This is a genomic window from Paraburkholderia sp. HP33-1, assembly GCF_021390595.1.
Lineage (GTDB): Bacteria > Pseudomonadota > Gammaproteobacteria > Burkholderiales > Burkholderiaceae > Paraburkholderia.
This window is the reverse complement of record NZ_JAJEJR010000001.1, coordinates 619,401-643,149: the sequence shown is the minus strand read 5'-3', so window position 1 is coordinate 643,149 and position 23,749 is coordinate 619,401. Positions and strand designations below refer to the sequence as shown.

18 protein-coding genes and 1 pseudogene are annotated in these 23,749 nt (G+C 60.7%); 9 read left to right on the top strand and 10 right to left on the bottom strand.

The window, feature by feature from the left end; all coding sequences use genetic code 11:
• Window positions 1-332: 332 nt before the first annotated feature.
• The 3 genes from L0U81_RS02955 to L0U81_RS02945 form a co-directional block, all read right to left on the bottom strand.
• Window positions 333-1,358 (bottom strand): GNAT family N-acetyltransferase, encoded by a 1,026-nt coding sequence (locus L0U81_RS02955; protein ID WP_233800098.1) that lies wholly within the window; start codon window positions 1,356-1,358, stop codon window positions 333-335.
• A 347-nt stretch (window positions 1,359-1,705) separates the two neighbouring features.
• Window positions 1,706-2,863, bottom strand: a complete 1,158-nt coding sequence (locus L0U81_RS02950; protein WP_233800097.1) for an acyltransferase family protein — start codon at window positions 2,861-2,863, stop codon at window positions 1,706-1,708.
• Window positions 2,863-3,723, bottom strand: a complete 861-nt coding sequence (locus tag L0U81_RS02945) for a sterol desaturase family protein (RefSeq protein WP_233800096.1) — start codon at window positions 3,721-3,723, stop codon at window positions 2,863-2,865. The genes L0U81_RS02950 and L0U81_RS02945 overlap by 1 nt, the downstream gene beginning before the upstream one ends.
• 323 nt (window positions 3,724-4,046) lie before the next feature.
• Between L0U81_RS02945 and L0U81_RS02940 the strand changes: the two are divergent.
• From L0U81_RS02940 to L0U81_RS02930, 3 genes and pseudogenes are all read left to right on the top strand, one after another.
• Window positions 4,047-4,192 (top strand): annotated as a pseudogene (locus L0U81_RS02940) (IS5/IS1182 family transposase); the annotation flags it as partial.
• A gap of 427 nt (window positions 4,193-4,619) precedes the next feature.
• The gene (locus tag L0U81_RS02935; protein ID WP_233800095.1) at window positions 4,620-5,645 is read left to right on the top strand and encodes a hypothetical protein; all 1,026 of its coding nucleotides are present in this window, start codon (window positions 4,620-4,622) and stop codon (window positions 5,643-5,645) included.
• Entirely contained in the window at window positions 5,645-7,075 is a 1,431-nt protein-coding gene (locus L0U81_RS02930) for an MBOAT family O-acyltransferase (RefSeq protein ID WP_233800094.1), read from the top strand. Before L0U81_RS02935 ends, L0U81_RS02930 begins: the two co-directional genes overlap by 1 nt.
• A gap of 130 nt (window positions 7,076-7,205) precedes the next feature.
• Here L0U81_RS02930 and L0U81_RS33655 read toward each other — a convergent pair whose 3' ends face one another.
• From L0U81_RS33655 to L0U81_RS02915, 3 genes are all read right to left on the bottom strand, one after another.
• Window positions 7,206-9,290 (bottom strand): right-handed parallel beta-helix repeat-containing protein, encoded by a 2,085-nt coding sequence (locus L0U81_RS33655; RefSeq protein WP_233800093.1) that lies wholly within the window; start codon window positions 9,288-9,290, stop codon window positions 7,206-7,208.
• 1 nt (window position 9,291) lies between these two features.
• Window positions 9,292-10,737 carry a hypothetical protein gene (locus tag L0U81_RS02920; RefSeq protein WP_233800092.1) on the bottom strand — a complete coding sequence of 482 codons (1,446 nt, stop codon included), beginning with the start codon at window positions 10,735-10,737 and terminating at the stop codon, window positions 9,292-9,294.
• A 406-nt stretch (window positions 10,738-11,143) separates the two neighbouring features.
• Window positions 11,144-12,367, bottom strand: a complete 1,224-nt coding sequence (locus L0U81_RS02915; protein ID WP_233800091.1) for a pyridoxal-phosphate-dependent aminotransferase family protein — start codon at window positions 12,365-12,367, stop codon at window positions 11,144-11,146.
• Between the two features lie 314 nt (window positions 12,368-12,681).
• Between L0U81_RS02915 and L0U81_RS02910 the strand changes: the two genes are divergently transcribed.
• Window positions 12,682-13,680, top strand: coding sequence for a 2-hydroxyacid dehydrogenase (locus tag L0U81_RS02910; RefSeq protein ID WP_233800090.1), 999 nt, complete (start codon window positions 12,682-12,684; stop codon window positions 13,678-13,680).
• Window positions 13,681-13,724: 44 nt separating this feature from the next.
• On the opposite strand, the gene L0U81_RS02905 is transcribed toward L0U81_RS02910, so the two are convergent.
• A complete protein-coding gene (locus tag L0U81_RS02905) occupies window positions 13,725-14,348 on the bottom strand; it encodes a plasmid fertility inhibition factor family protein (protein WP_233800089.1) in 624 nt (207 codons plus the stop codon).
• A 98-nt stretch (window positions 14,349-14,446) separates the two neighbouring features.
• Here L0U81_RS02905 and L0U81_RS02900 point away from each other — a divergent pair, with 98 nt between their 5' ends.
• The 4 genes from L0U81_RS02900 (at window position 14,447) to L0U81_RS02885 (ending at window position 18,920) form a co-directional block, all read left to right on the top strand.
• A complete protein-coding gene (locus L0U81_RS02900) occupies window positions 14,447-15,280 on the top strand; it encodes a crotonase/enoyl-CoA hydratase family protein (RefSeq protein WP_233800088.1) in 834 nt (277 codons plus the stop codon).
• Window positions 15,281-15,334: 54 nt separating this feature from the next.
• The gene (locus L0U81_RS02895; RefSeq protein ID WP_233800087.1) at window positions 15,335-15,727 is read left to right on the top strand and encodes an SRPBCC family protein; all 393 of its coding nucleotides are present in this window, start codon (window positions 15,335-15,337) and stop codon (window positions 15,725-15,727) included.
• 199 nt (window positions 15,728-15,926) lie between these two features.
• Complete coding sequence (locus L0U81_RS02890) at window positions 15,927-17,084, top strand: MFS transporter (RefSeq protein ID WP_233800086.1); 1,158 nt, start codon at window positions 15,927-15,929, stop codon at window positions 17,082-17,084.
• Window positions 17,085-17,234: 150 nt separating this feature from the next.
• On the top strand, window positions 17,235-18,920 hold the full coding sequence (locus L0U81_RS02885) for an outer membrane protein assembly factor BamB family protein (RefSeq protein WP_233800085.1): 1,686 nt from the start codon (window positions 17,235-17,237) through the stop codon (window positions 18,918-18,920).
• Window positions 18,921-18,988: 68 nt separating this feature from the next.
• Here the strand turns inward: L0U81_RS02885 and fahA are convergent, their stop codons facing one another.
• Window positions 18,989-20,287 (bottom strand): fumarylacetoacetase, encoded by a 1,299-nt coding sequence (gene fahA / locus L0U81_RS02880; protein WP_233800084.1) that lies wholly within the window; start codon window positions 20,285-20,287, stop codon window positions 18,989-18,991.
• Window positions 20,284-21,630 carry a homogentisate 1,2-dioxygenase gene (hmgA, locus tag L0U81_RS02875; protein WP_233800083.1) on the bottom strand — a complete coding sequence of 449 codons (1,347 nt, stop codon included), beginning with the start codon at window positions 21,628-21,630 and terminating at the stop codon, window positions 20,284-20,286. Before hmgA ends, fahA begins: the two co-directional genes overlap by 4 nt.
• A 405-nt stretch (window positions 21,631-22,035) precedes the next feature.
• On the opposite strand from hmgA, the gene L0U81_RS02870 reads away from it, so the two are divergent.
• Window positions 22,036-22,869, top strand: coding sequence for an EAL domain-containing protein (locus tag L0U81_RS02870; protein WP_233800082.1), 834 nt, complete (start codon window positions 22,036-22,038; stop codon window positions 22,867-22,869).
• 41 nt (window positions 22,870-22,910) lie between these two features.
• Here the strand turns inward: L0U81_RS02870 and L0U81_RS02865 are convergent, their stop codons facing one another.
• Window positions 22,911-23,696: an IclR family transcriptional regulator gene (locus L0U81_RS02865; protein WP_233800081.1), complete on the bottom strand. Its 786-nt coding sequence runs from the start codon at window positions 23,694-23,696 to the stop codon at window positions 22,911-22,913.
• Window positions 23,697-23,749: the final 53 nt, after the last annotated feature.

Here is a 23,749-nt window from a genome sequence, read left to right as displayed (position 1 = left end):
GTATTGCGGCAACTCTACAAGTGCGCGTGCCCGTTGACGGTACTTAACCGCACATATCAAATGTGGTTGCCTTTGCATGGTATCGGGAAAGAATTTTTGCTACGCCAGCAGGGCTGAAAATTATCCTGTGTGGTCGTACCATTTGGGCGTGCACCACTCGCTCGACGGCGACGCGGCCGTCGCACTCGTGCGCCGGATGCGCCGATTTTTCCTGTCGGCAAATTACCCGCATCTTCAATCGATGCTGTTCGAAGGGTCGTCAAACAATAGCGTATATGACTGCTTCGTGTCGCACCGTTCGTAATCGAACACTACCTGGAATGAATTGCCTGTCAGAGGGTGTGAGAAAACACCGTACCCGAGTTGGGAACGATCCGGCGCTTGAGCGTTCGCACTATCGAATACATCGTACTCATGCGTTCGACACTGAGACGCTGCCTGAGCGTACCGCCAAATCCTTGCAGAAATCTGTATGTGCCAGCGCTCGCGAACCCGTCAAAATCGAACGTCAGTTTGCGTTCCAGCGCCCGCTGAATCGCCGTCCAGATCAGCAAGCTGATCGCACCACAATGCGCCTCCGCTGTGCGCGATGACAGCAGGTAGTACATCGCATTCTGGTCCCAGACGAGACCGATGGCGGCGACGAGCCGGCCTCCTGGGCCGTACGCGCCTAGCAGTTGCCCGGCATTTCGTTCAACGAACGCGCTGACGAGTTCGAACATCAAGCTGCTTCCGTAGGCGTTCGTGCGCGCGCGTTCGGACAGATTCGCTTCATAGAACTCCATGAATTCACCTGGCGTGGCGACCGGCGCGACGGTCAGCTTCTTGCCCGCGGTGCGGATGACGTTACGCGTTTTGCCATGCAGCCGCGCCCAGGCCTCGTCGGCCGTGCCCTCTGGCGAGATCTGAAACGTATAGTGCGCGGATACCGTGAAACCGCGCAGTGAAAAAGCAAGCGCATCGTCGACACGCGAGTCGAACAACTGGTAGAAGCAGTCGAAATGCGGCAACTGTTCGATGAGTTCCGAGGTGACCACCTGGCGATGGTGCTGCTCACGGGCGGGATCAAGGCCCATGGGTTTGATGACAGGGCCGAGCGTGCGCGTGAGCGGCGGCAGTCGAGAAATCTCCCATCCGCCCATGCGAGTGGAGTAGTAAGGCAACTGTCCCAGCAACTGGTTACCGCGCTGAACCTTGGCCATGCTCCAATGGCCACCGGTCGCAATATCGAGCCACCATGGTTCACGAAAGATCGATTGCCCGGTGGACCCGCCAAGCAGTCGTACCGGCGCGGCCGCGGACTTTACTATGCTGGCCTGAAGGCCATTGGGGACATTTTCGTCAGCGAATATTTTCAAGTTTGGCCTCGACGATTAGATCTTGGAGTTCCGTCGCAACAACGGGCCGGTGATGCGAAACCTTACATACCAATCTGAACAACAACGAATTCGCGGATCGCAGGATGCCAGTAGCCGTTCACCCGGGTCTCCATCCGGTCACGTCTCCAGCGTATCCAGCCTCCGTACAAACATGCGAGTCCGGCCGCACCAAAAGCTGCAGAAAATGCAGTCGTCGGGAAATCTACGCCGACAGTTGGAAACTCCAAACTATTAAAATGCCTCCGCCAACCTGGCGACTTTCGCAGAAAGCATCACTACTTCATTTCAAAGCTCACGAATAAATCAATCTGCTCGCCCTCCGACGATCATTCGAAGGTCGGCGACTTCGCGATCCGGACGGCAAGCGCCGGTACGAGATATCGCCCCCCTGGCACGGCGGCGGCAATGTGCAACGCACCATCTTCGATACGGTTCAGCAAGCCGCGCAGTTTCAGGGCACGCTTTTCGACGCCATGCCACGACATCATCGCAAAGAGGAGTGTGAGCGTGAGCGAAATCGGAAAATGTATGTACCAGGTGAGCGCGGCCGGGCCAAGCAACGCGGCCACGGTTTGCTGTATCGGGAAACCGTAAAGAAAGATGCCGTATGAGTAGTCACCGCTTGCGACAAAACGATGGCGTCTCGGCTCCGTGAGTCCGAGAAAGACTGTCAGATAGGTGGCGGGCAGCGCTGCGAAGTAATCCGCGCCGCGAACGGATAGGCAAATCACCGCGACGACGCCAGATAGCACACCGAGCCATGAACTCCAGACGATCCGGTCACGAAACTGGTATGCGCAAACGCCATAGAAGAAACAGAGGACAAGCATCGGTCCGTGTACGGTCACTGCAGGCACACCACCGTGGCGGTTCGCAAGCGCAACGAGCAACACGTTCGCACCAATCGACGCGGCGAGCAGAAGGTGCGGTCGTTGCGCCATGCCGGCATACGAGGCGATAGTCAATGCGACATAACAGGCTAGTTCGTACGGTAACGTCCACAATTGCTGATTGATTGCATCGGGCCACGGATTGCTGGCGAACATGCCAGGCAGCGCGAAATGGACGTCTCCGAGCATGTTCAGGAAGTACGCCCTGAACCCGGGATCAGTGAAATACTGATGAAGTGGAAGCGTTGTAAAGAACGGGCCGATCAGCAATGCGGCGATCAGCGTGTCTACTGCTAATGCGGGGAGCAACCGCAGTACCCGCAGCCCGCAGAAGGACACGATCGTGCGGCACCGTTCGAAGCTGCCTGCGACCAGGAAGCCGCTCAGAGCGAAGAACATTGGCAAAATTAGCGCGAGTGGTGCTCGTGCTGGCCCGGACCATACCGCTAGAGTGATCTTGTGACCATAACAGACGTTAATGGTGTGGCTCGCGACCACCAAGACAGCGAGCACGAGACGCATGTAGTCGAAACCGGACGGCCTGTTTTTCGCATCGGCAAGCCGCGATCCGAGTGTCGTCGCAAGTGAGGACATCACTCCGTACTCCCTGGGGATGGGTCTTTTGCAGCGGGGACGGGTAGGCTGACGGTAAATGGCATTAACAGATATTGGATCAGACCGTTAGGCTCATTAGTGTAGTCAAGACCGACCTCCGGCCATTCGCCTTTCTTCGGGAAATGTGCGGTTCCAAACAAAACGTCCCATAGAGTCACGACCGCAGCGAAATTGCGGTTGTAATGGCGCAACTCGACTGAATGATGAATTCGATGAAATCGATTGTCCGCAAACAGATAGGAAAGCGGGCCAAAGCTGATGCGTGTGTCCGCGTGCTCAAAGGTGCCCTGAATGAGTATCACCATGCCAACCACTGACCACAGAAAAGGGGGATGGAAGTCGATGAGTAGCGCCATTGGAAGCGTAACAACGAGAGGGCGGAGCAACTCCTCCGATACATGCATATTGGAGTTCCATACATTCATCTCGCGAATCGAATGGTGGACCTGATGGAACCGCCATAGAAAGCCGAAGGTATGCTGCGCGCGATGGAACCAGTAGTACAGGAAATCGCCCATTACTATGGCCGCGGCGAAAGCAAGGGCGATGCCGGCGGCGCGCCAGACAGGCTGTGGCGAATTCAATACGCCGTCGAGCGATATTGAGAAAAGCGGCCGGATATGCAGTGCGGCGATTAGAGACTGATATCCTTCGAAGAAAATCCCACCGATAAACAGATAACAGATGTGAAACATAATTCCGCGCGCCCGTGATGCAAACGACACCTTGCCCAACGGTAGCATTATCTCGATTGCAACGCAGAGAATAGCGGCAACCGCAGTGCGCTCTCCCGCACGCAAGGTATGGGCAAAATAAGTTAACACATCGAGCATTTGCATGTTCTTCCCCGGTTTGAGATGTGAAGGTCTGTAAATGCTTCGCCGCGCAACGCTGTCATTACGATGAGGATAGCGGCGCACGCGTGATCTCGGAGGCGCATCACACCGTCGGTTTCGGCCATCATGCAGCGGGTAGTGCCAAGTTTTAAATGCAGTACGAATCATTTCCATCAGATTAAATATCTGTGCTTACCCTGCCATGCATGTTCCCCATTTATAGGCTGTCAGGAACTTTGAGTTAGACCTGGTATCCCGGCGAAAAAAAATGCAGGCCATACCCGACGGAGGTATCGAATGAAGAGTGGTACTTTGCCGCTCCATACCTGATCTTGATGAACAAGGACGCACCGCAGCGCCGCTACGAGCTGCCCGAGATGTTCAACGCGCTGCGCTGAATCGAACGCGCGGGTGCACACCGTGGCGTTTGTTGCCCAATGACTTCCCGCCGAGGGAAATGGTTTACCAGCAGACCTTGGGGCGGTTGCTTGCCGTGCATGTCACGCCGGCCAACGAACCGGAACGTGCGCAGGTCGGAGAACCTGCGCGTCAGGGCGTGCTCCTTCGGAGAAAACGAGTGTGCAAATCCCGTTTTACTCCAGTCGGGCTTACTGCCGCGGCCCTCCCACATAGCGTCTAAACACAGTCGTATGCTCACCCGCTATTTTGAGTGGGCGACTGGTCCGTTGATTCAGGGGGCTGCGCCAAAGCAAAGACCAAACCCATCAACAGCGGATTCTTGGATCGGTGCGTGCGGTGGCACTCAATTCCAGATCATTTTTTCGTGAACACTTGCCGACATTGTCCATACAGGATCGGACAAAAACTTGAAAAGAATTCCGCCAGGTCAGTTGGCGGCAAATTTGATTCTGGACCAGGCTTAATTACGGAGCTGCACGATGGGTGTGAATCCAGTGCGGGCCGCAACGGCCCCCCCGGCGGAGCTGACGCGCTCAAATGATGACGCGAATGGGAAAGGTGTGCTGACCATCGAGTTGGCGCTATTCCTAACGCTTTCGGCTCTGATCTGGCTGGGGCTGTGGGCCGGTTGGCGCGCGGTGCCTTTCGTTCGTCCGGGTTCCGACTTGATTTACGCAGCCAAGTTCGAACAGTTAATCCGCCAAGATCTGTTCGAGCCCGGCGACAAAACGCGCGTGCTGGTCTTCGGCAATAGCAGGACGATGGCTGGTTTTCGCCCCGCGCTGTTCGATTCCCTGATGGGGCCGCAGGTGCGCAGCGTTAATTTGGCACTTCCGGGTGATGCTCGCTTCTTGCCTGTGCTCAAGGCGGCGCTGGCGGGGGGCAACCGGCCGACCCACGTCGTGCTGACTGAGCCGTGGGATGCGCTGCAGCAGCCGCCCAGTTTGTTCGCGCGCCTGACTAATGATGCGGCATTGGTCAACGATATCGCCCCGTTCCGCCAATTCCTGCGCAATCTGGCGCTGTTCGTCTTTCAGTCGCATCTCAATTTGACCGCCGAATACCGCCATGCCCGCGGCGAGGTCGACCAGATGTTGCGCGATCGCGGCTGGTACTTCATCAAGTCGCAGAGTCATTACCCCGATGATCAGCTGCCGGCCGGCTACCGGTTGGCGACCGACTCGCCGAACGAACTCTATCGGCGCCGACTGGTCGACAGCTCGCTGGTGCACGACGAATTATTTGCGCTGGCGCGACAGTATGACTTCAGGATCGTTTACGTGCCGGTGAACATGCGCATGGGCGAGTTTGCGCCCCCCCCACCGGCCGACGCCCGGCGAGTGAAAGTGATCAGCCGCGATCCGTATGTAGTGGGCATTGGGCCTGATTGCTATGTCTATCCGGCGCCCAGTTTCGCCGATCCAGTCCACCTCAACCCGGCCGGTTCGGTGCTTTACACAAAAGATCTCGCGCAGCTAGTCCGAGCAACCGGAGCTTTTGACTGATGCTATTCAATTCCTTCGAGTTTCTCGCATTTTTCGGCATCTTTCTGGCTTCCTTCTTCGTGCTGCCGCGCCGTACTCAACCAGTGTTGTTGCTGGTGGCCAGCTATATCTTCTACATGGGCTGGCGCCCTGCCTTCGCGCTGTTACTGGCCTTTACCACTATCGTCGATTACACCACCGCGCTGGTGATGAGCGGGTCCGAGCGGACGGTGGTGCGGCGCGCGGCAATGGTCACCGCGCTGACGATCAACCTGGGCATCCTTGCCACGGTCAAGTACCTCGATTTCGCGATATCAAACATGGTCGCCGCGGCCGGGTATTTCGGCTACAGCCTGCCGCAATATGCGCTGAACCTGGTGCTGCCGGTGGGCATCTCGTTTTACACCTTCCAGTCGATCGGCTACACGTTGGATGTCTATAACCGGGGCGTGGCCGCCGAACGCAACTTCCTTACTTATGCGCAATATGTCGCTTTCTTCCCCCAGCTGGTGGCGGGCCCGATAGAGCGGGCCGGGCACATGCTGCCCCAGTTCCGCAAGGTGCATCTGCCGCGCCGGGAAAACCTCTCGGGGCTGTGGCTGATTGGCTATGGCCTGTTCAAGAAAATGTGCATCGCCGACACGTTGGCGCCGGTGGTGGCTGGCATCTACGGTCACCCCAGCAGCTTCAACGGGTCCTATACGCTGCTCGCGACAGTTATGTTTGCTTTCCAGATCTACTGTGACTTCTCGGGCTATTCGGATATCGCCCGGGGCGTGGCGCGGCTGATGGATTTTGACCTTATGGTCAACTTCCGCCAGCCTTATTTCTCGACCAGTCTGACTGAGTTCTGGCGCCGCTGGCATATCTCGTTGTCGTCCTGGTTCCGCGATTATCTGTACATTCCGCTTGGCGGGTCACGTGGGGGCGAGGGACGGGCCATCCGCAACACTGTCATCGTCTTCGTCTTGAGCGGCGTGTGGCATGGCGCAGCGTGGAGCTTTATCATCTGGGGCGCGATGCATGGCGTGGGCCTTGCGGTCGAGCGATTCTGGCGCAATATCGTGGGCGAGGCCGAAGCGGAGCATGCGCGTTGGCGCTCGGTCCTGGGCTGGGTGTGGACGTCGGCGATCGTGCTGGCGGGCTGGGTGTTCTTTCGTGCCGGCAGCCTGGACAACGCAATGGCTCTCTTCGCCACCATGCGTCACTTTGGGCCGCTGGACTACGGCACGTTCAAAATGCTTAACCTGGCCAGCTTCGAAATGCTGCTTCTAGTGGTGAACCTGTTGATCTTGCTGGTGGTGGATTTCCACATCAGCAACCGGCTCGAACGGCTGCACCGCCTACGCGTGCGCCTATATCTGCCGGTTGTGGGGGGCGTCGCGCTGATGTACTACATTGTGTTATTCGGCGTGTTCGGCCGGGTGGATTTCATCTACTTCCAGTTCTGATCCCACCCGGTCCGGCGGCGTGGATTAGCGTGTCGCCGTATCCGCACCAGGAGAGTGTTCGCATGGAATCGTCCAGAGTTCCCTACCGCGACAGAACCGCTTAATACGACAGAACTATTTTACCTGCCAGTCATGGTTGACCGTACTCCGCCTGCGGACCAACGCGTCTCGCAGACGCTCCAACAAAACCGGACGGTCGCGAACGAAATGTCGCCGGCAACTCGAAATCTTCGATTTTAGGTATTCTATTTGAAAATAGAAACACATCGGCCTCTGGGAGACAGACGTTATCGGTCGACCGGAGGGAGAAATCGCCATTCCTAAAACCATCGCCTGACAGATTTACGCAGCCGCTTCTAATCATCAAATTGCTGCTCACAATGTTATATTTTGGTGCTCCGACATTGTCCATCAGAATTGTGCTGAGATGCGGATATTTCGCATATGCGAATCCCTGATAAGGAACCGCATTCAACGCCTTTCGAAACGGGCCGCCCGGATCGCGAACCCAGTCTGCCTGCCACGAAACGCCGCGGTCATCGATGCTTATTGGAGGTGCGCTATCGACAAACAGGTTTCCGACGACGACGTTGTCTCTCCCGCCTCCCACATACACGGCCTTCGGCACTTTATAGAAGACGTTCCTTTCAACGATCGTGCCACTCACCTGATCATCCAGGTAGACGCCTCGGGCGTCTTTCGATTGCTTGCCAATATTGTGAATATAATTGTCGCTTATGACGTTACCGCGCTGCGTCCAATCACGCCCGAGATATATCACGCCGGCATCACTGGTATCTTCCACAACATTGTAGATTTCATTGAATCTAACAATATTGTCATTGCCGCTGATCTTGATTGCCAGGTGCGGGGCATCGTGGATGATATTGTTTTCTGCAATATTACCAACTCCCCATAGGCTTATTGCTGGGCGATATGTATAGTTCCATCGATTGAAATCGTATATTTCGTTGTTTTTTACTACGGAGCCGCCCGGCGCTAGTGTTTTTCGATCGCCACCCCCAATATACACACCGCCATCTCCAACATCATGAATCCGGCAGTTTGAAATTTCGATTTCCTTGCCCACCGCATCGATTGCCCGCCCTCCAATGCCCCGGATTTCGGCGTGATTTACTCGCACATTCTGGGAGTCGCGAATGACGATTGCAGGACCCCGTGCCAGTTTGAAATTCAAGCCATCCAATTCGATGTGGCTCGCTCCCTCGACCCTGACCAGTGATTCCGCATCAGATATTTCGGTTTGCGACAGATCGCTCGATGGCGGCCAAAAGTAGATCCGTTGGTTCGTTGCGTCCAGGACCCATTCACCTGACGATGCTAGCTGCGACAGGACGTTTATTAGAAAAAAACGTTGCCCCGCACGAGTGGAGAAATTTGGAGTGCCACCCAATTCGAAATCATTCTGGCGGCCGTTCAGTGCGCTGACGGGTAGCACTTCCATCGCCCAGTCGTAGTACCAATAGCCGACAGCCCATGAATCTTTCCCCAGAATAGAGCCTGTCGGAAGAGGCTGCTCGGACACAAATTGTCGGCCAGTATCGCCTCTTACCGCTTCGATACGAGCAAAGCCAGTCTGTGGCCAGCGCGCCATCGGCATTCGCTTGTCGCCAAAATAAAGTTCAGTGTTTGCAACCGACGGCTCTTCGCCCCAGCCGTGGGGCTGCAAGCCGTGCAACACAGGCCCGTTGCGAGAAAAATCATAGACGCGAACCGCGGACCTCGAAGTGCCGGGCAACTCATTCGCTTCGCCGGCCCGGAGTGGCCGAAATCCGGTGAGCGCTTTGCCCCCGCTTATCCATACCGCCCCCGGATTCATTGCATAAATTCGCAGCGGCGCATTCGCCGAACCGGATGCGCCAGCGGGGAGCACAATCGGCTCGGAGACGCGGTAGACGCCGTCCGCAACGGCGATGGCGACGGGCGTAAGCGACGACTTATGCTTCTGCCGGTATTCAATTGCGCGCGTTATCGCCGATCCAATGTCCGCCAGCGGCCCGTCGGCACCGTTGCGCTCAAATGACAAACCAGATGCCCTATTACTTCCATCAGGCGCAACATAAAACGTAATGGCATTCGCGTGCCCAGAGCACAAAATCATCGCGGCGGTTGCGAGCAAGATGCTCAATAATTTCAATGCGTTCGGCACCCGTCCGTTGTACAACACGTCCTCCTGTTGCATCGAGTAAGTCACTTCACGTGGTTCCTGGAGTTGGCATGGTCGGCCGGGCGATTTTGCCTGGGATTTCATCGACCGGAGTTCCTCCAGAGTGATGTAGGGTGCTGCCCACGGTCGCCGATTCGGAAGCGCCTCTGCTTTGAAAGTGTGCGCGATAGAGAAGCAAAGCCAACGAAATCATTGCGACCTTTTCGTAGCTGAATATTCCGCCGTTAAATTGCATGGTAAGCAACAGGAACACAATTTCCGCGAAGTCCATCTTTAAAAAAAGGATTGCCAAAATCGCAAACCCACTTACACCATACAGTATAAACATATTGATAAGTGCATTATCGCTGGCAGTATGCAATCCCTGCGCCCCCACATCCTTTAAAACAAGCGGAACATAATCCATAGGAACGCCAAATATATACCCTCTGGAAAACACCTCCCCTACTACCTGTAGCGGATATACCAACCGAATGAGCCCCGACTCATCTGAGCCACCTAGCAACGCTTCGAATCTGCCACTCAGCAGTAGCGCCGAAGCCAACAGGAAGACAGCTCCAAAAATGATAAATCCGATGTTTTTCGACAAGTACCTCCAGTTGACAACGAATAGAAGTATGGCCAGCGAAATAATTCCAGAAACTGTTTGAGCCAACAATACGATGATCAACGCGATGAAGATAATGCAATTTCTTGCGGTCTTATTTCCGGAATTTATCTTCTGACTGGCAAACACAAGGCATAAGACAACAAATCCCAGATAGGAAGGCTCAGCATAGGTTGCGGCAGGTCGTATCAGCACGGAGATACCGCGCGACACGCCAAATTCCGACCAGCAGGAAGCCAATGTCCAGCAGTTTTCCAGATCAATTGTCCCGGGAAAAAGGCGATAAGACATAAAAAATCTTCCGCTGTGCAATGCAAATATATCGATCGCCTGGAGAGCCGTTATCAAAAGAAGGCCCGCGATGATGATCCAGATCGAGCGCCTTATCCGCTGATGCGTTTTGTTGCCAATCACCAATCTAACGTTCTTTAGTGAAATGATGACAAAAAATCCGAGCGCCTCTCTGAAAGACCGGTATAATGCATTGTCGGCAAGATCATTTACTGGCGAAAAAATAATTGGCAGGAGAATGAGCACCATGCCGATCAAGCCAAGAACCAGCGCAGGAACGGTCAGCCTTCTAATACCGCAGATCATCATCAAAAGAAAAAACGCACCCGCTATTGAAAGGTGAACGGTATATCCAACCTGCAATAGAAACACGCAAATGATCAACGGGACGATTTGCCAGTATTTCAAATCGATTTTTGTATCTATTGCCGGCATTCTTTTATCTCGAGAGCGTTTTGGGGGTGGCGATGCCGCCATTTCTCTATATCTATTTCCTGCCTGCGAAGCAAATGCCACGCAAAAGCCGCCCTTAGCATGCGTTGCATGGTTGGTCCTGATGCCATCTGGGACATTCAAGCACGAAGATGTCCCCAACGCGCCGCCAAAATATCGCCGGCTTCTCTCATTCCGGGTAACTCGCGACTGTTCGTCAGTTTTTCGACGCTATCAAATTCGTCTGCGAGCCGCGTCAGAACCGGATTCGGATGGGCGAAGCCAGATCCAGTCTTCTGGACACAGCGATCGACCGGAAGCTCATGCTCGCAAGTGATTCCTACGAAATTGAGCCTGATGCCGTTCGAGCAGTTTGTCTTGCCGCTTTTATGAGCCGGGGCGGGCGCGGACCACCCCGACGCTGGCCTTGCTACATCCCGCGAGGGCTGTACATGGCCGTCAATGCCAATGTGGCCAATTGTGCCTATGACGAGATCGAGTTCAGTGCGGTTTCGCACAAAGGCGACCCGCCATCCGTCTCAACATTCCGTTACTTCCCTTCCGAAAGCCCCCGCTCGAGCGCCGCGACACCCGCCGGCAGATCGACCTTGATGCCGAGATCGACCATCGTGCGGCCGAGCGCGTGCACGGTGCGAAACAGGTTGTGCTCGCGACACTGCTCGCCCATCTGTCCGATACGCACTATGGGTAGACCGAACGAGCCGGAGATTTCCACCTGATGCTGTCGCGAGATATGCGCGCAAACGTCGGCGGGACTCAGGCCGTCCGGCACCTCGATGCCGACCACCGAGTTGAGCCGGCAATGCTCGGGCGCATACAGTTGCAGGCCCATCGCGGTGACGCCCTGCTGCAACGCGAGCGAGCATTTCAGATGGCGCGCGAAGCGCTTCTCCAGCGTCTCCGCGCAGACGAGCCGCAGCGCCTCGTGCAGCGCGAGCACGCCCGACACCGGCGCCGTGTAGTGATAACCGGCGTTGTGCCAGAAGTTTTCCGCCAGCGACGCATCGAGACACCAGTGCGTATTGGGCGCCGTGCGGTCTTTGACGCGCGCCCACGCCGCGTCTGAAAACGCGATCAGCGACACCCCCGGAATCGACGACAAGCCCTTCTGGCCGCCGGTAATCACCGCATCGATGCCCCATCTGTCCATTTCGAGCGGCATCGTGCTCAGCGTGCAGACGGCATCGACGATCACGAGCGCGCCCGCTTCCTTCGCGAGCGCGGCGATGTCTTTCAGATGATGGTTCCACACGGTGTTCGACGTCTCGCCCTGCACGACCGTGACGACCTCGGGACGCTCGCGGCGCAGCGCCTCGGCCACCTGATCCAGACTCGCGACCGTGCGGTCCGCGACTTCGAGCACGCTCACGCGCGCGCCGACACGCCGGCCCATTTCGCCCATACGGTCGCTGAAGAAGCCGTTCTTGATGCACAGCATGCGCGTGCCTTCCCACGCGAGATTGGAGATCGCCATCTCCATCGCACCCGATCCCGGTCCCGCGACGCCGAGCACCCACTTCGACTGCGTCTGGAACACATAGCGCGCCATCGTCTTCACCTGGTTCACCACCTTCGCCATCGTGCCGCCCAGATGGTTGATCACGATCGCATTGGCCTTCGCGACCGCGGCGGGAATCGGCACGGGGCCGGCGCCCATCATCAGGAGCGGTTCTTCGGGAAGGATCGCGTCGAGCGATTCGACAACCGGACAGGGGACGGACGAAGCTACGGTAGTGGAGGTTGAAATCGGCATGGTCGGTGTGTGAATTTGGAGCACAAAGGAACGAACGGCCTCGCGGCAGGCACGCCGTTCGAGGCCGTTCGTCCGATCATTCACCGAACCGCGCGATTGCGCAAGTTTTTTGGCCAGGCTAGCCGGCCGTCACTTCGGGCGCCAGACGAGCCGCCACACGGACGCACCCCCTGACGGTGCAGGTAGTGCAACGATCTCCCGAACGTCCGACAGTTACTCTTTCATCGCGAAGTCGCCTAACATCGTGAAGAAGAAAATCTGCTGTTGGCCGATTTCTTGCGGCAGGTTTGCACGTGCTTTGTTCGGAGCCTGATATGCGCACGATCCTGTTCAGCAGTCGTCAGTACGACAACGACACATTTACCGAGGCCAATGCCGCGCACGGCTACGAACTGCATTTCCAGGAATCCCTGCTCGACAGCGACACCGCGATCCTCGCGCATGGCTACGAGGTGGTCTGCCCGTTCGTCAACGACAATGTCGACGCCACGACGCTCGAGCGGCTTCATGCGGGCGGCACGCGCATGATCGCGCTGCGCTCGGCGGGCTTCAATCACGTCGACCTCGCGGCGGCCGAGCGGCTCGGCATGCCGGTCGCGCGTGTGCCGGCCTACTCGCCGTACGCGGTCGCCGAACATGCGGTCGGGCTGATCCTCGCGCTGAACCGGCGCCTGCCGCGCGCGGTCGCGCGCACACGCGAAGGCGACTTCTCGCTGCATGGGCTGCTCGGCTTCGACCTGCATGGCAAGACAGTCGGCGTGATCGGCACGGGCATCATCGGCCGGGTGTTCGCGCGCATCATGGCGGGCTTCGGCATGCAGGTGCTCGCCTACGATCCAGGCACGCCCTCCGACGAACTGCTCGCGCTCGGCGCACGCTACGTGCCGCTCGATACGTTGCTCGCGCAAGCGGACATCGTCAGTCTGCATTGTCCGCTGCTGCCCGACACCTATCACCTGATCGACAGCGCCGCGCTGGCGAAGATGAAGCGCGGCGCGATGCTGATCAACACCGGGCGCGGCGGGCTCGTCGAGGCGAACGCGCTGATCGGCGCGTTGAAAGAAGGCCGGCTCGGCCATCTGGGGCTCGACGTCTACGAGGAAGAAGGCGGCATCTTCTTCGAGGATCACTCGAATCTGCCGCTCCAGGACGACGTGCTCGCGCGTCTCCTGATGTTCCCGAACGTGATCGTCACCGCGCACCAGGCGTTCTTCACACACGAGGCGATGACCGAGATCGCGCAGACCACGCTCGCGAACATCGCGGCGTGGCAGGCGGGCACGCCGCGCAACATCGTGCATGCGGCGGAGTAGAGGGGACACCCGTGTCGTACGCGATTTGCCGCGGGCGGCGCAAGCTAGACGCCGCCCTCGCCGCCCGGCTGGATTGCGCGAATCGCGGTGCGGGCATCATCGGCCGCGCCGCACAGTTCGCGCAGCAAGACCGCCTCGCGCTCGTGCACTTCGACCGGACACCAGCGCGCGCCCGCCGCGCACAGATAGCGCGCGCGATGCTGGCCGTTGCGAAACGCGACCACCCCCTCGCGCTCGATGCCGACCCAGCCGAGCAGTCCCGGCGCGCGACGCGTGGAGATCGTCACGTACGGCATCTGCGGAATGCGTGGGCTGTCGGGATCGAGAAACTCGCGAATGCCGCGGACCTTGCCCCCGTGCCACTCGGCGACGGGCTTAAGCACATAATCGGTGTTGTCACGATCCGCGCACACGAGCAGCTTGCGCAGATCGACGAGCACGACCTGATGACGTGTGCCGTCGGTGACAAATACGCGCTTCAGGCGCACATGGTCGTACCACGAATGCTCCTCCAACGGCACGATCCAGACCGTTTCGGTGGAGACCGGCGCGCCGGCCGGTGATGAATTGGGCAAAGGCAAGGACAAAGGCAGGCTCGGCAAGCTGGCGACAGGACGCCAGCGCATAAATAGAGCGCTAACGCTACGAGCCGGATGTGAAAGAAACATGACAGCCCACCGGATTAATTACGCTGCATGAACGTGCTGCAACGCTGCCCGATCAACAGCCAATCACCGCCCTTCAGATTCCCTTCAGGTACATAACGATGATAGCCAACGAATATTTCAATGACCATGTGCGCATCGAGTCGAATGACGACAATGGGGTGGCCACGATCGTTCTCGACCGGCCCGCACGGCGCAACGCAGTCGATCGCCAGGTGGCCGATGCGTTGAGCGCCGCGTTCAGCCGCTTCGAGGCGAAACCCGCGTGGCGCGCGGCCGTGCTGTTCGGCGCAGGCGGCACGTTTTGCGCGGGCGCGGACCTGAGCGCGCTCGCCGACGACACGCGCCGCAACGAGCTGCACGCGGACGGCAGCGGCCCGGGTCCGATGGGACCGACGCGGATGCACTTCAGCAAGCCGGTGATTGCCGCGATCGCCGGCCATGCGGTCGCGGGTGGGCTCGAGCTTGCCGCCATGTGCGATTTGCGCGTCGTCGAGGAAGACGCGCTGCTCGGCGTGTTCTGCCGACGCGTCGGTATTCCGCTGATCGACGGCGGCACAATCCGGCTGCCGCGTTTGATCGGCCTGTCGCGCGCGCTCGATCTGATCCTGACCGGCCGCGCGGTCGATGCGGGCGAGGCGCTCGCGTTCGGACTCGCCAACCGCGTGGTGCCGAAAGGCCAAGCGCGCGCGGCCGCCGAGCAACTGGCCGCAGAGCTCGCCGCGTTTCCGCAGGCGGCGCTGCTCGCCGACCGCCGCTCCGCGCTCGAGAACAGCACGCTCGACGATCTCGCCGAAGCGTTGCGGCGTGAAGGCTCAGGCGGCTACGCGGCCGTCCTCGCCGAGGGCCTGGCGGGCGCGGCGCGCTTCGCGTCCGGCGCGGGCCGGCATGGTGAAACGTTCGATGTGAATCAAGTAGCGCCGCGCGATGCTTGAGGTGCCTGCAAGCGCACGTTGCACCGTTACCCGAAGCGAAAGAGAGGAACTGCGATGGCTACGATCTACCGGGAAATCGCCGTGGAAACCCCCGCGGCCAATGCATGGGCGGCGCTGCGCGATCCCGCCGACGTTGCCCGCGTGTTCGCGGGCGTACTGATTGCGGCGCGCATGGAAGGCGACCTGCGCTGGGTCACTTTCGCCGACGGCACCGTGGTCGAGGAACGCGTGATTGCCGTCGACGATGCCCACATGCGGCTCGCCTACTCGGTGGGCGGCGGACGCTTCGAGCACCATCACGCGACGCTGCAGGTCATGGCCGACACGCCCGCACGTTGCCGCGTGATCTGGATCGCCGACTTCAAGCCCGACGAGCGCAGCGCCGTGGTCGAAGTGCTGACGGATGCGGGCTGCGCGGCTCTCGGGCGCAACCTCGCGCGGTGCTGAATGCCGCCCTGGCGGCTCAGGCGCCCCGCCGCCTCTTTTCACAAAAAACAACACCTTTCCTGACAGTCGGCAAGCCAGATTTGGCTTAGGTAGAATCCCCTGCTGGTTTCTCCCTACCCGGCGACAGCATTCCCGCCTCGGGAACGCCCCCCGGCGCCCGCTTTTCGCGCCGCATCACACGTCACACCCCATCATCGCCATGCCTTTGCCTCTGCTTGCCCTTGCCGTTGCCGCGTTTGGAATCGGTACCACTGAGTTCGTCATCATGGGGCTCTTGCCCGACGTCGCGCGGGATCTGTCCGTGTCGATTCCGGCGGCCGGCATGCTGGTATCCGCGTATGCGCTCGGCGTCACGTTCGGCGCGCCGATCGTTGCGATCGCCGTCGCCAACATGCCGCGCAAGAAGGCGCTGATGAGCCTGATCGGCGTGTTCATCGTCGGCAATCTGCTGTGCGCGATCGCGCCGGGCTACGCGGTGCTGATGGCCGCACGCATCGTCACCGCGCTCTGCCACGGCGCGTTCTTCGGCATCGGCTCGGTGGTCGCGGCGGGGCTCGTCGCGCCGAATCGCCGCGCGCAGGCGATCGCGCTGATGTTTACCGGTCTCACGCTCGCCAACGTGCTCGGCGTGCCGCTCGGTACCGCGCTCGGCCAGGCGGTGGGCTGGCGCGCGACGTTCTGGGCCGTGACCGGCATCGGCGTGCTGGCGGCGGCCGCACTCGCGATGTGCCTGCCCGCGAAGATCGAGATGCACAGGGCGAGCCTCGTGCGCGAATTCAGCGTGCTGAAGAACCCACAGGTGCTGATGGTGCTCGGCATCAGCGTGCTGGCGTCGGCGAGCCTGTTTTCGAGCTTCACCTATATCACCCCGATTCTCGAGGACGTGACCGGCTTCACGCCGCACGCGGTCACGCTGGTGCTGCTGCTGTTCGGCCTTGGCCTGACGGTCGGCAACACGCTCGGCGGCAAGCTCGCGGACTGGCGGCTGATGCCGTCGCTGGTCGCGTCCATGATGGCGATCGTCGTGATTCTGTGTGTGTTCGCGGGCACGATGCACGCCCGCATTCCGGCGATGCTGACCGTGTTCGTGTGGGGCGCGCTCGCGTTCGCGATCGTGCCGCCGCTGCAGATGCTGATCGTCGACCGCGCGAGCCACGCGCCGAATCTTGCGTCGACGCTGAACCAGGGAGCGTTCAATCTCGGTGACGCGACCGGCGCGTGGCTCGGCGGCATGGCGATCGGCGCGGGCGCGCCGCTCACGACGCTGCCGTGGGTCGGCGTCCTGACCGCGCTCGGCGCGCTGCTGCTGACGCTGTGGTCGGTGTCGATCGAACGTCGGGTGGCGGTGGCGGGATAAGGCGAAAGCCGGCGGCGAGTTGACGATTAGGCCCTGGTTGCTGCCTATTGCCATCGATCCGCACGGTGCTAATCTTCAACCCACGTTGCGCGGGCACTCGATAAACGGCCCATATTTTGTGGCGCCGCCGCAAGCAACGGGGAGACATTCATGGTATCTCTGCGCGCGTTGCGCCGTGTCTGCCTGTCGGGCGCGGCGATCGCGGTAACCGCAATCGCCGCCGCGAACTGCGGAGGCGGCGGAGGCGGAAACAACAACGCCCCGACGGGCGCGAGCGCCGGCGGCAGCACCGGTACATCGGGCAGTGGCTCGGGCACATCGATGGCGGCCGCGCAGGACGTGCTTACCTATCACGACGACGTCGCGCGCACCGGCCAGAACCTCAGCGAAACCACGCTGACGCCCGCCAACGTGACGGCATCGACGTTCGGCAAGGTCGGCTTCTTCGCCGTCGACGGCAAGGTCGATGCGCAGCCGCTGTTCGTCGGTTCACTGGCGATCGCGGGCGGCACGCACAACGTGCTGTACGTCGCCACCGAGAATGACAGCGTGTTCGCATTCGATGCCGACACTGGCGCGACGCTGTGGCAGGTCAGCGCGCTAGGCGCCGGCGAAACCCCGAGCGACAGCCGCGGCTGCAGCCAGATCGTGAACGTAATCGGCATCACGTCGACACCGGTGATCGACCGTTCGCGCGGGGCGCACGGCACGATCTACGTCGTCGCGATGTCGAAGGACGCGGCCGGCAGCTATCATCAGCGCATTCACGCGCTCGACCTCGCGACCGGCGCCGAGCTGCTGAACGGTCCCAATGAAATCGGCGCCTCTTACCCGGGCACAGGCGCGGGCAATACGAACGGCGTCGTGCCGTTCACACCGTCGTTGTATGCGGAGCGCGCGGCGCTGCTGCAGCTCGGCAACACGGTCTACACGACGTGGACCTCGCACTGCGACGACGGCGGCTATACCGGCTGGATCATGGGCTACAGCGCCGACACGTTGCAGCAGACCACCGTGCTCAACGTGACGCCTAACGGCACCGGCGGCGCGATCTGGATGAGCGGCGCGGGCCCGGCGTCGGACGGCTCGTCGATCTATCTGCTCGATGCCAACGGCACCTTCGACACCACGCTCAACTCGAGCGGCTTTCCGGCCAGCAACGACTTCGGCAATGCGTTCCTGAAGCTCGGTACGTCGGGTGGCCTGTCGGTCGCGGACTACTTCGCGATGACGAACGTCGTGCAAGAGTCCAAAGGCGACATCGACCTCGGCTCCGGCGGTGCACTCGTGCTGCCGGACCTGACCGACGCGAACGGCGTCGTGCAGCATCTGGCAGTCGGCGCGGGCAAGGACAGCACCATTTACATGGCGAATCGCGACTCAATGGGCAAGTTCAACGCGACGGCCGACAACATCTATCAGGAGCTTCCCGCGCAGCTGGCCGGCGGCGTGTTCGGCATGCCTGCGTATTTCAACGGGCGCGTGTATTTCGGCTCGGTCGGCGATTATCTGAAGGCGTTCACCGTGAGCAATGCGAAGCTGTCGATCACGCCGACCGCGCAGAGCGCAATGACGTTCGCCTATCCCGGCACGACCCCGAGCATCTCGGCGAACGGCGCCACGAACGGCATCGTGTGGGCCGCCGAAAACGGCACCGTCGCGGCACTGCATGCGTTCGACCCGGTCACGCTCGCCGAGCTGTACAACAGCAACCAGATGGGCACGCGCGATCAGTTCGGCGCGGGCAACAAGTTCATCACGCCATTGATCGCGAACGGCAAGGTGTATGTCGGCACGACCAATGGGGTGGCGGTATTTGGGTTGTTGGGCGGCTGAGAGGACGGCGTGCCGGGCCATTGCGACCCCGCGCGTCCAAGGACTCGCTCGTCGCGACTGCTTCGCGTTCACTGCCGCGCCGGCAAAATCTCCCCGGCACACGCGCCGAACCCCACGCGATATCCGTCGCCCTGGCACCAGCCGACGAGCGTCAACTCATCACCGTCCTCGATAAACGTGCGCGTGCCGCCCTCCTTCAACTCCAGCGGCTTCGTGCCGTTCCACGTCAGCTCGAGCAGGCTGCCATATGAATCCTCGCTCGGCCCGCTGATCGTCCCCGAGCCCATCAGGTCGCCCACCCGCGTATTGCAGCCCGCCACCGTGTGATGCGCGAGCTGCTGCGCCATCGTCCAGTACATGTATTTGAAATTGGTCCGCGCGATCGTGCTCGCTTGCTGCGCGTGTTGAGCACGCAACGTCACTTCGAGGTGGATGTCGAACGCGTGCTCGCCTTGATGCCGCAGGTACGCGAGTGGCTGCGGCTCCTGCACCGGCTGCGCGACGCGGAACGGTTCGAGCGCATCGAGCGTGACGACCCACGGCGAGATCGTCGTCGCGAAGGTCTTCGCGTTGAACGGGCCGAGCGGCACGTATTCCCATTGCTGGATGTCGCGTGCGCTCCAGTCGTTCAACAGCACCATGCCGAAGATGTGCGCCTCCGCATCCTCGCACGCGATCGATTCGCCGAGCGCATTGCCGCCGCCGATAATGAAACCCGTTTCCAGTTCGATATCGAGCTTGCGGCACGCGCCGAATACCGGGCGCTCCTGATCCGGCAGCTTCAGCTGACCGTTAGGACGACGCACCGGCGTGCCGCTCACCACCACCGACGACGCGCGGCCGTTGTAGCCGATCGGCATCTCCGACCAGTTCGGCAGCAGCGCATTCTTCGGATCGCGAAACATCGTGCCGACATTGGTCGCGTGTTCCTTCGACGAATAAAAGTCCGTGTAGCCCGGAATCTGCACCGGCAGATGCAGGCGCGCATCGGCCACGCGGACCAGCGCCTTCGTGCGCAACGCGGCAGCGTCGCGCAGCGTCGCGGTGTCGCGCGCGAGCAGCTGGCTCAGCTGAATACGCACGCTGCGCCACGCATCGCGGCCGAGCGCGATGAAATCGTTCAGGGCATCGCGTGCGAACACGTTCTGCGCCGGCGCGCTCAGCAGACCCGCGGCTTGCAACCCGGCAAGATCGACGATCTGATCGCCGATCGCGACGCCCACGCGCCGCGCGTCGTTGCCACGGTCGCTGAAAATGCCGAACGGCAGGTTCTGGATCGGAAAGTCGCTGGCCGGGTCGTTGGCCGACTCGATCCAGCTCTTGCGCGCCGGATCGAGCGTCGCCTGAAGATCGTTCACCGCGTTCATCGTTGCTCCGGATTGAAGTGTTTCTTGAGACCTTGCCAGCACTCGTAGTAATGCGCCTGCAGTTGCGCGGTTTCGAGCGCGAAGCGCGTCGGCTTGATCAGCGTGCGCGTCTCGAACATGAAGGCCATCGTGTCGTCGACCTTCTTCGGCACCGAGGTATCGCTATGCGAGGCCTTCTCGAACGTGTCCGCGTCCGGGCCGTGGCCCGACATGCAGTTGTGAAGGCTCGCGCCGCCGGGCACGAAGCCCTCGGCCTTGGCGTCATAGACGCCATGCACGAGACCCATGAACTCGCTCGCGACGTTGCGATGGAACCAGGGCGGGCGGAAGGTATCTTCGGCGGCGAGCCAGCGCGGCGGGAAGATCACGAAGTCGATCGTATCGACGCCCGGTGTATCGCTTTGCGATTGCAGGACCAGAAAGATCGACGGATCCGGATGGTCGAAGCTGATCGAGCCGATCGTGTTGAAGCGGCGCAGGTCGTACTTGTACGGCGCGTAGTTGCCGTGCCAGGCCACGACGTCGAGCGGCGAATGGCCGATGTCCGCGCGCCACAGATTGCCGTTCATCTTCGCGACGAGTTCGAACGCGCCTTCGCGGTCTTCGTACGCGGCTTGCGGCGTCAGGAAATCGCGCGGATTCGCGAGACCGTTCGAGCCGATCGGCCCCAGGTCCGGAAGACGCAGCAGCGCGCCGAAGTTCTCGCAGATATAGCCGCGCGCGCTGCCGTCCGGCAGGCTCACCGCGAAGCGCACGCCGCGCGGGATCACCGCGATTTCGAACGGTTCGATATCGACGCGGCCCATCTCGGTCGCGATCTGCAGGCGCCCTTGTTGCGGCACGATGAGCAGCTCGCCGTCGGCGCTGTAGAAGAAGCGGTCCTGCATCGAGCGGTTCGCCGCGTACAGATGAATCGCGCAACCGCTCATCGCTTCGGCCGAGCCGTTGCCCGCTATCGTGACCCAGCCGTCGATGAAATCGGTCGGCGCAGTCGGCATCGGCAGCGGGTCCCAGCGCAGCTGGTTCGGCGGCGTCGGCGGAACCTCGGCGAAGTTCGCAACGAGCCGCTCCGACGATATCAACGTGAACGGCTTGTGCATGGCCGCCGGGCGAATCCGGTACAGCCACGAGCGACGGTTGTGACCGCGTGGCGCCGTGAACGCGGTGCCCGAAAGCTGTTCGGCGTACAAACCATAGGCCGCACGCTGTGGCGAATTGCGGCCGCTCGGCAGCGCGCCCGGCAACGCCTCTGTCGCGAATTCGTTCGCGAAACCCGACTGATAGCGAGGCTCGATTTCAGGCCGCAGGCTTTGGTCGGCCGGCGCACGTTTTGAGGTATCCATGCAATTCTCCGAAAGTTGCTCGGTTCTTTCCCGGTTAGTACGTGATTTTTGCCATCAGGCCGGCTCCACCTCGGACGCGCGGCTGCGTTGCCGGGTCACGCTCGCGCATGACCGGATTGGTCTGGAATCGATGCGCGGGCGCTTCGGCATCGTCTTAGCGACGCCTAGATTTACGTATAGTAAAACGAATTATGAATAGTGAAACTAACGTATACCCTTGGAATACCACGTCCCGGATGTCGTTCACACCTCGCTCGGCCCCGGCCGATAAGCGTGCGGCCAATATCGTTATGAACATTTTGTTCATGTGAGCACGGCGCGGACTGCTACCATCAATGGATGCGACCATTGCGTCGCGTCGTCACGCGCCCGGTGCGCGTTCACCGTCGCCACTCATTCGCCCACATGATTTCGCCGACCATCCCCGATCTGATCGCCCGCGCCGCTCATCACCCGTTTCTCGGCGAGCATCTGGCTATGGGACACGGCACGCAAGGCGGTATCGCGCTCGCGCACTTCGACGGCATCGAGCTTGCGAGCGCCTACGAACCGATCTTCGATATCAGCGTGCATGGCCTCGCGCAGTCGCTGTCCTGCGGCGCGGAAGGAGTCGACCGGTTCGGAGACGAACTCGGCTTTCAGGCGGTCACGCACAGGCTCGACGCACCGCCGTTCGACGTGTTCGATCCGTTCGACAAGATCGCCGACGACCAGCGGCTGGTCGCGCTGGATCGCATGTCGCGCGCGCTGCACGCGATCAACTTCTTCGGCGCGCAGCGCCATGGGCTGCTGTTTCTGCGCGTGCACGAGCGGCTGCTGAAGAGCGTGAAGTACGATCACGGCCGCCATTTTTCGAGTGTGCTGACGTCGTTCAATCTGAATCCGGCGCGCATCGTGATCGAGCTGCCGGCGGCGGCGGTCGCGCACAAGACCTTTCTCGGCTATCTGACGCGCAGCTATCAGCACTACGGGTTCAAGGTGGCGGGCAATCTGTCGAACGCGGGGCAGATTCTGTCGGTGTCGGAAACCGCGCGGCTCGACTTCATCAAGATGGATGCGGCGGTCGCGTTGCGCGACGCGACCGTGAAGCCGCTCGTCGGCTACGCGAACCGGCTGCGGGTGCCGCTGATTTTCAATCGCGTGACGGATGAAGCACAGTTCCTGGCGCTACAGCAGTACGACGTGCGCTTCGTGCAGGGGCCATTGTTCACTGCGCATTATCACGACCGGGCGGCGTGACACGGTGTGTGCCCGGCGAGCCAGGGCGCCTCTGGATCATTTCAGCCTGGCTCCCCCAGGCGACGCGCGAGCGCCTTCAGGCGCGGTGCGACATTCTCGCGAAACACCTGCTCCCCCATCGACGACGCCGGCCCGCTACAGCTGAGCACGAGCCAGCGCTTGTCGCGCGGCTCGCGAAACGGCACCGCGACCGCATTCACGTCGTCGTGCCACGCGCGAAACGAGTAGCAGCAGCGCTCGGTTGCGAACGCGGCGATCTCCTTTTCGGCTTTCGCGACGAGCATCGGCCCCGCCTTGCCGGCCGCTTTTTTCAGTTCTGAGAGTAGCGCGGCGCGGACGTCGAGCGGCTGCACGGCGAGATACGCGCGGCCCATCGAGCTCGTCAGCATCGACAGTTTCGAGCCGGATGCGAGGCCGAGCGTCAGCGCGGTTTCGCTGCGAATCGTCTCCAGATACACCATGTCGAGCCCGTCGCGGCAGCCGAGCGAGACCGCCGCGCCGACCTCGCGCGCGAAGCTGCGCAGGTGCGGGCGCGCGAGTTCGAGTGTGTCGGTGCCCGACAGCAGCGCGAAGCCGAGCGACAGCACGCCCGCGTCGAGCGCATATTTGCCGTGGGTTTCGTCGAGCCGCAGATAGCCGAGCACGCTCAACGTGTAGGCGAGCCGGTTCACGGTCGCCTTCGGCAATCCCGTGCGTTCGACGAAATCGCGGTTACCGAGCATCGTTTCGCCCGGCCGGAACGCGCGCAACAGGTCCAGCCCGCGAGCGAGGGCCACGACGAACTTGCGTTCGTCGAGCGCAGCGGAGAATGTGGATGGCAGCGTCATAGGGTGCTACACTCGATCGTCGATTGCAAAACATTGTTTCGCAGGGCGGAACT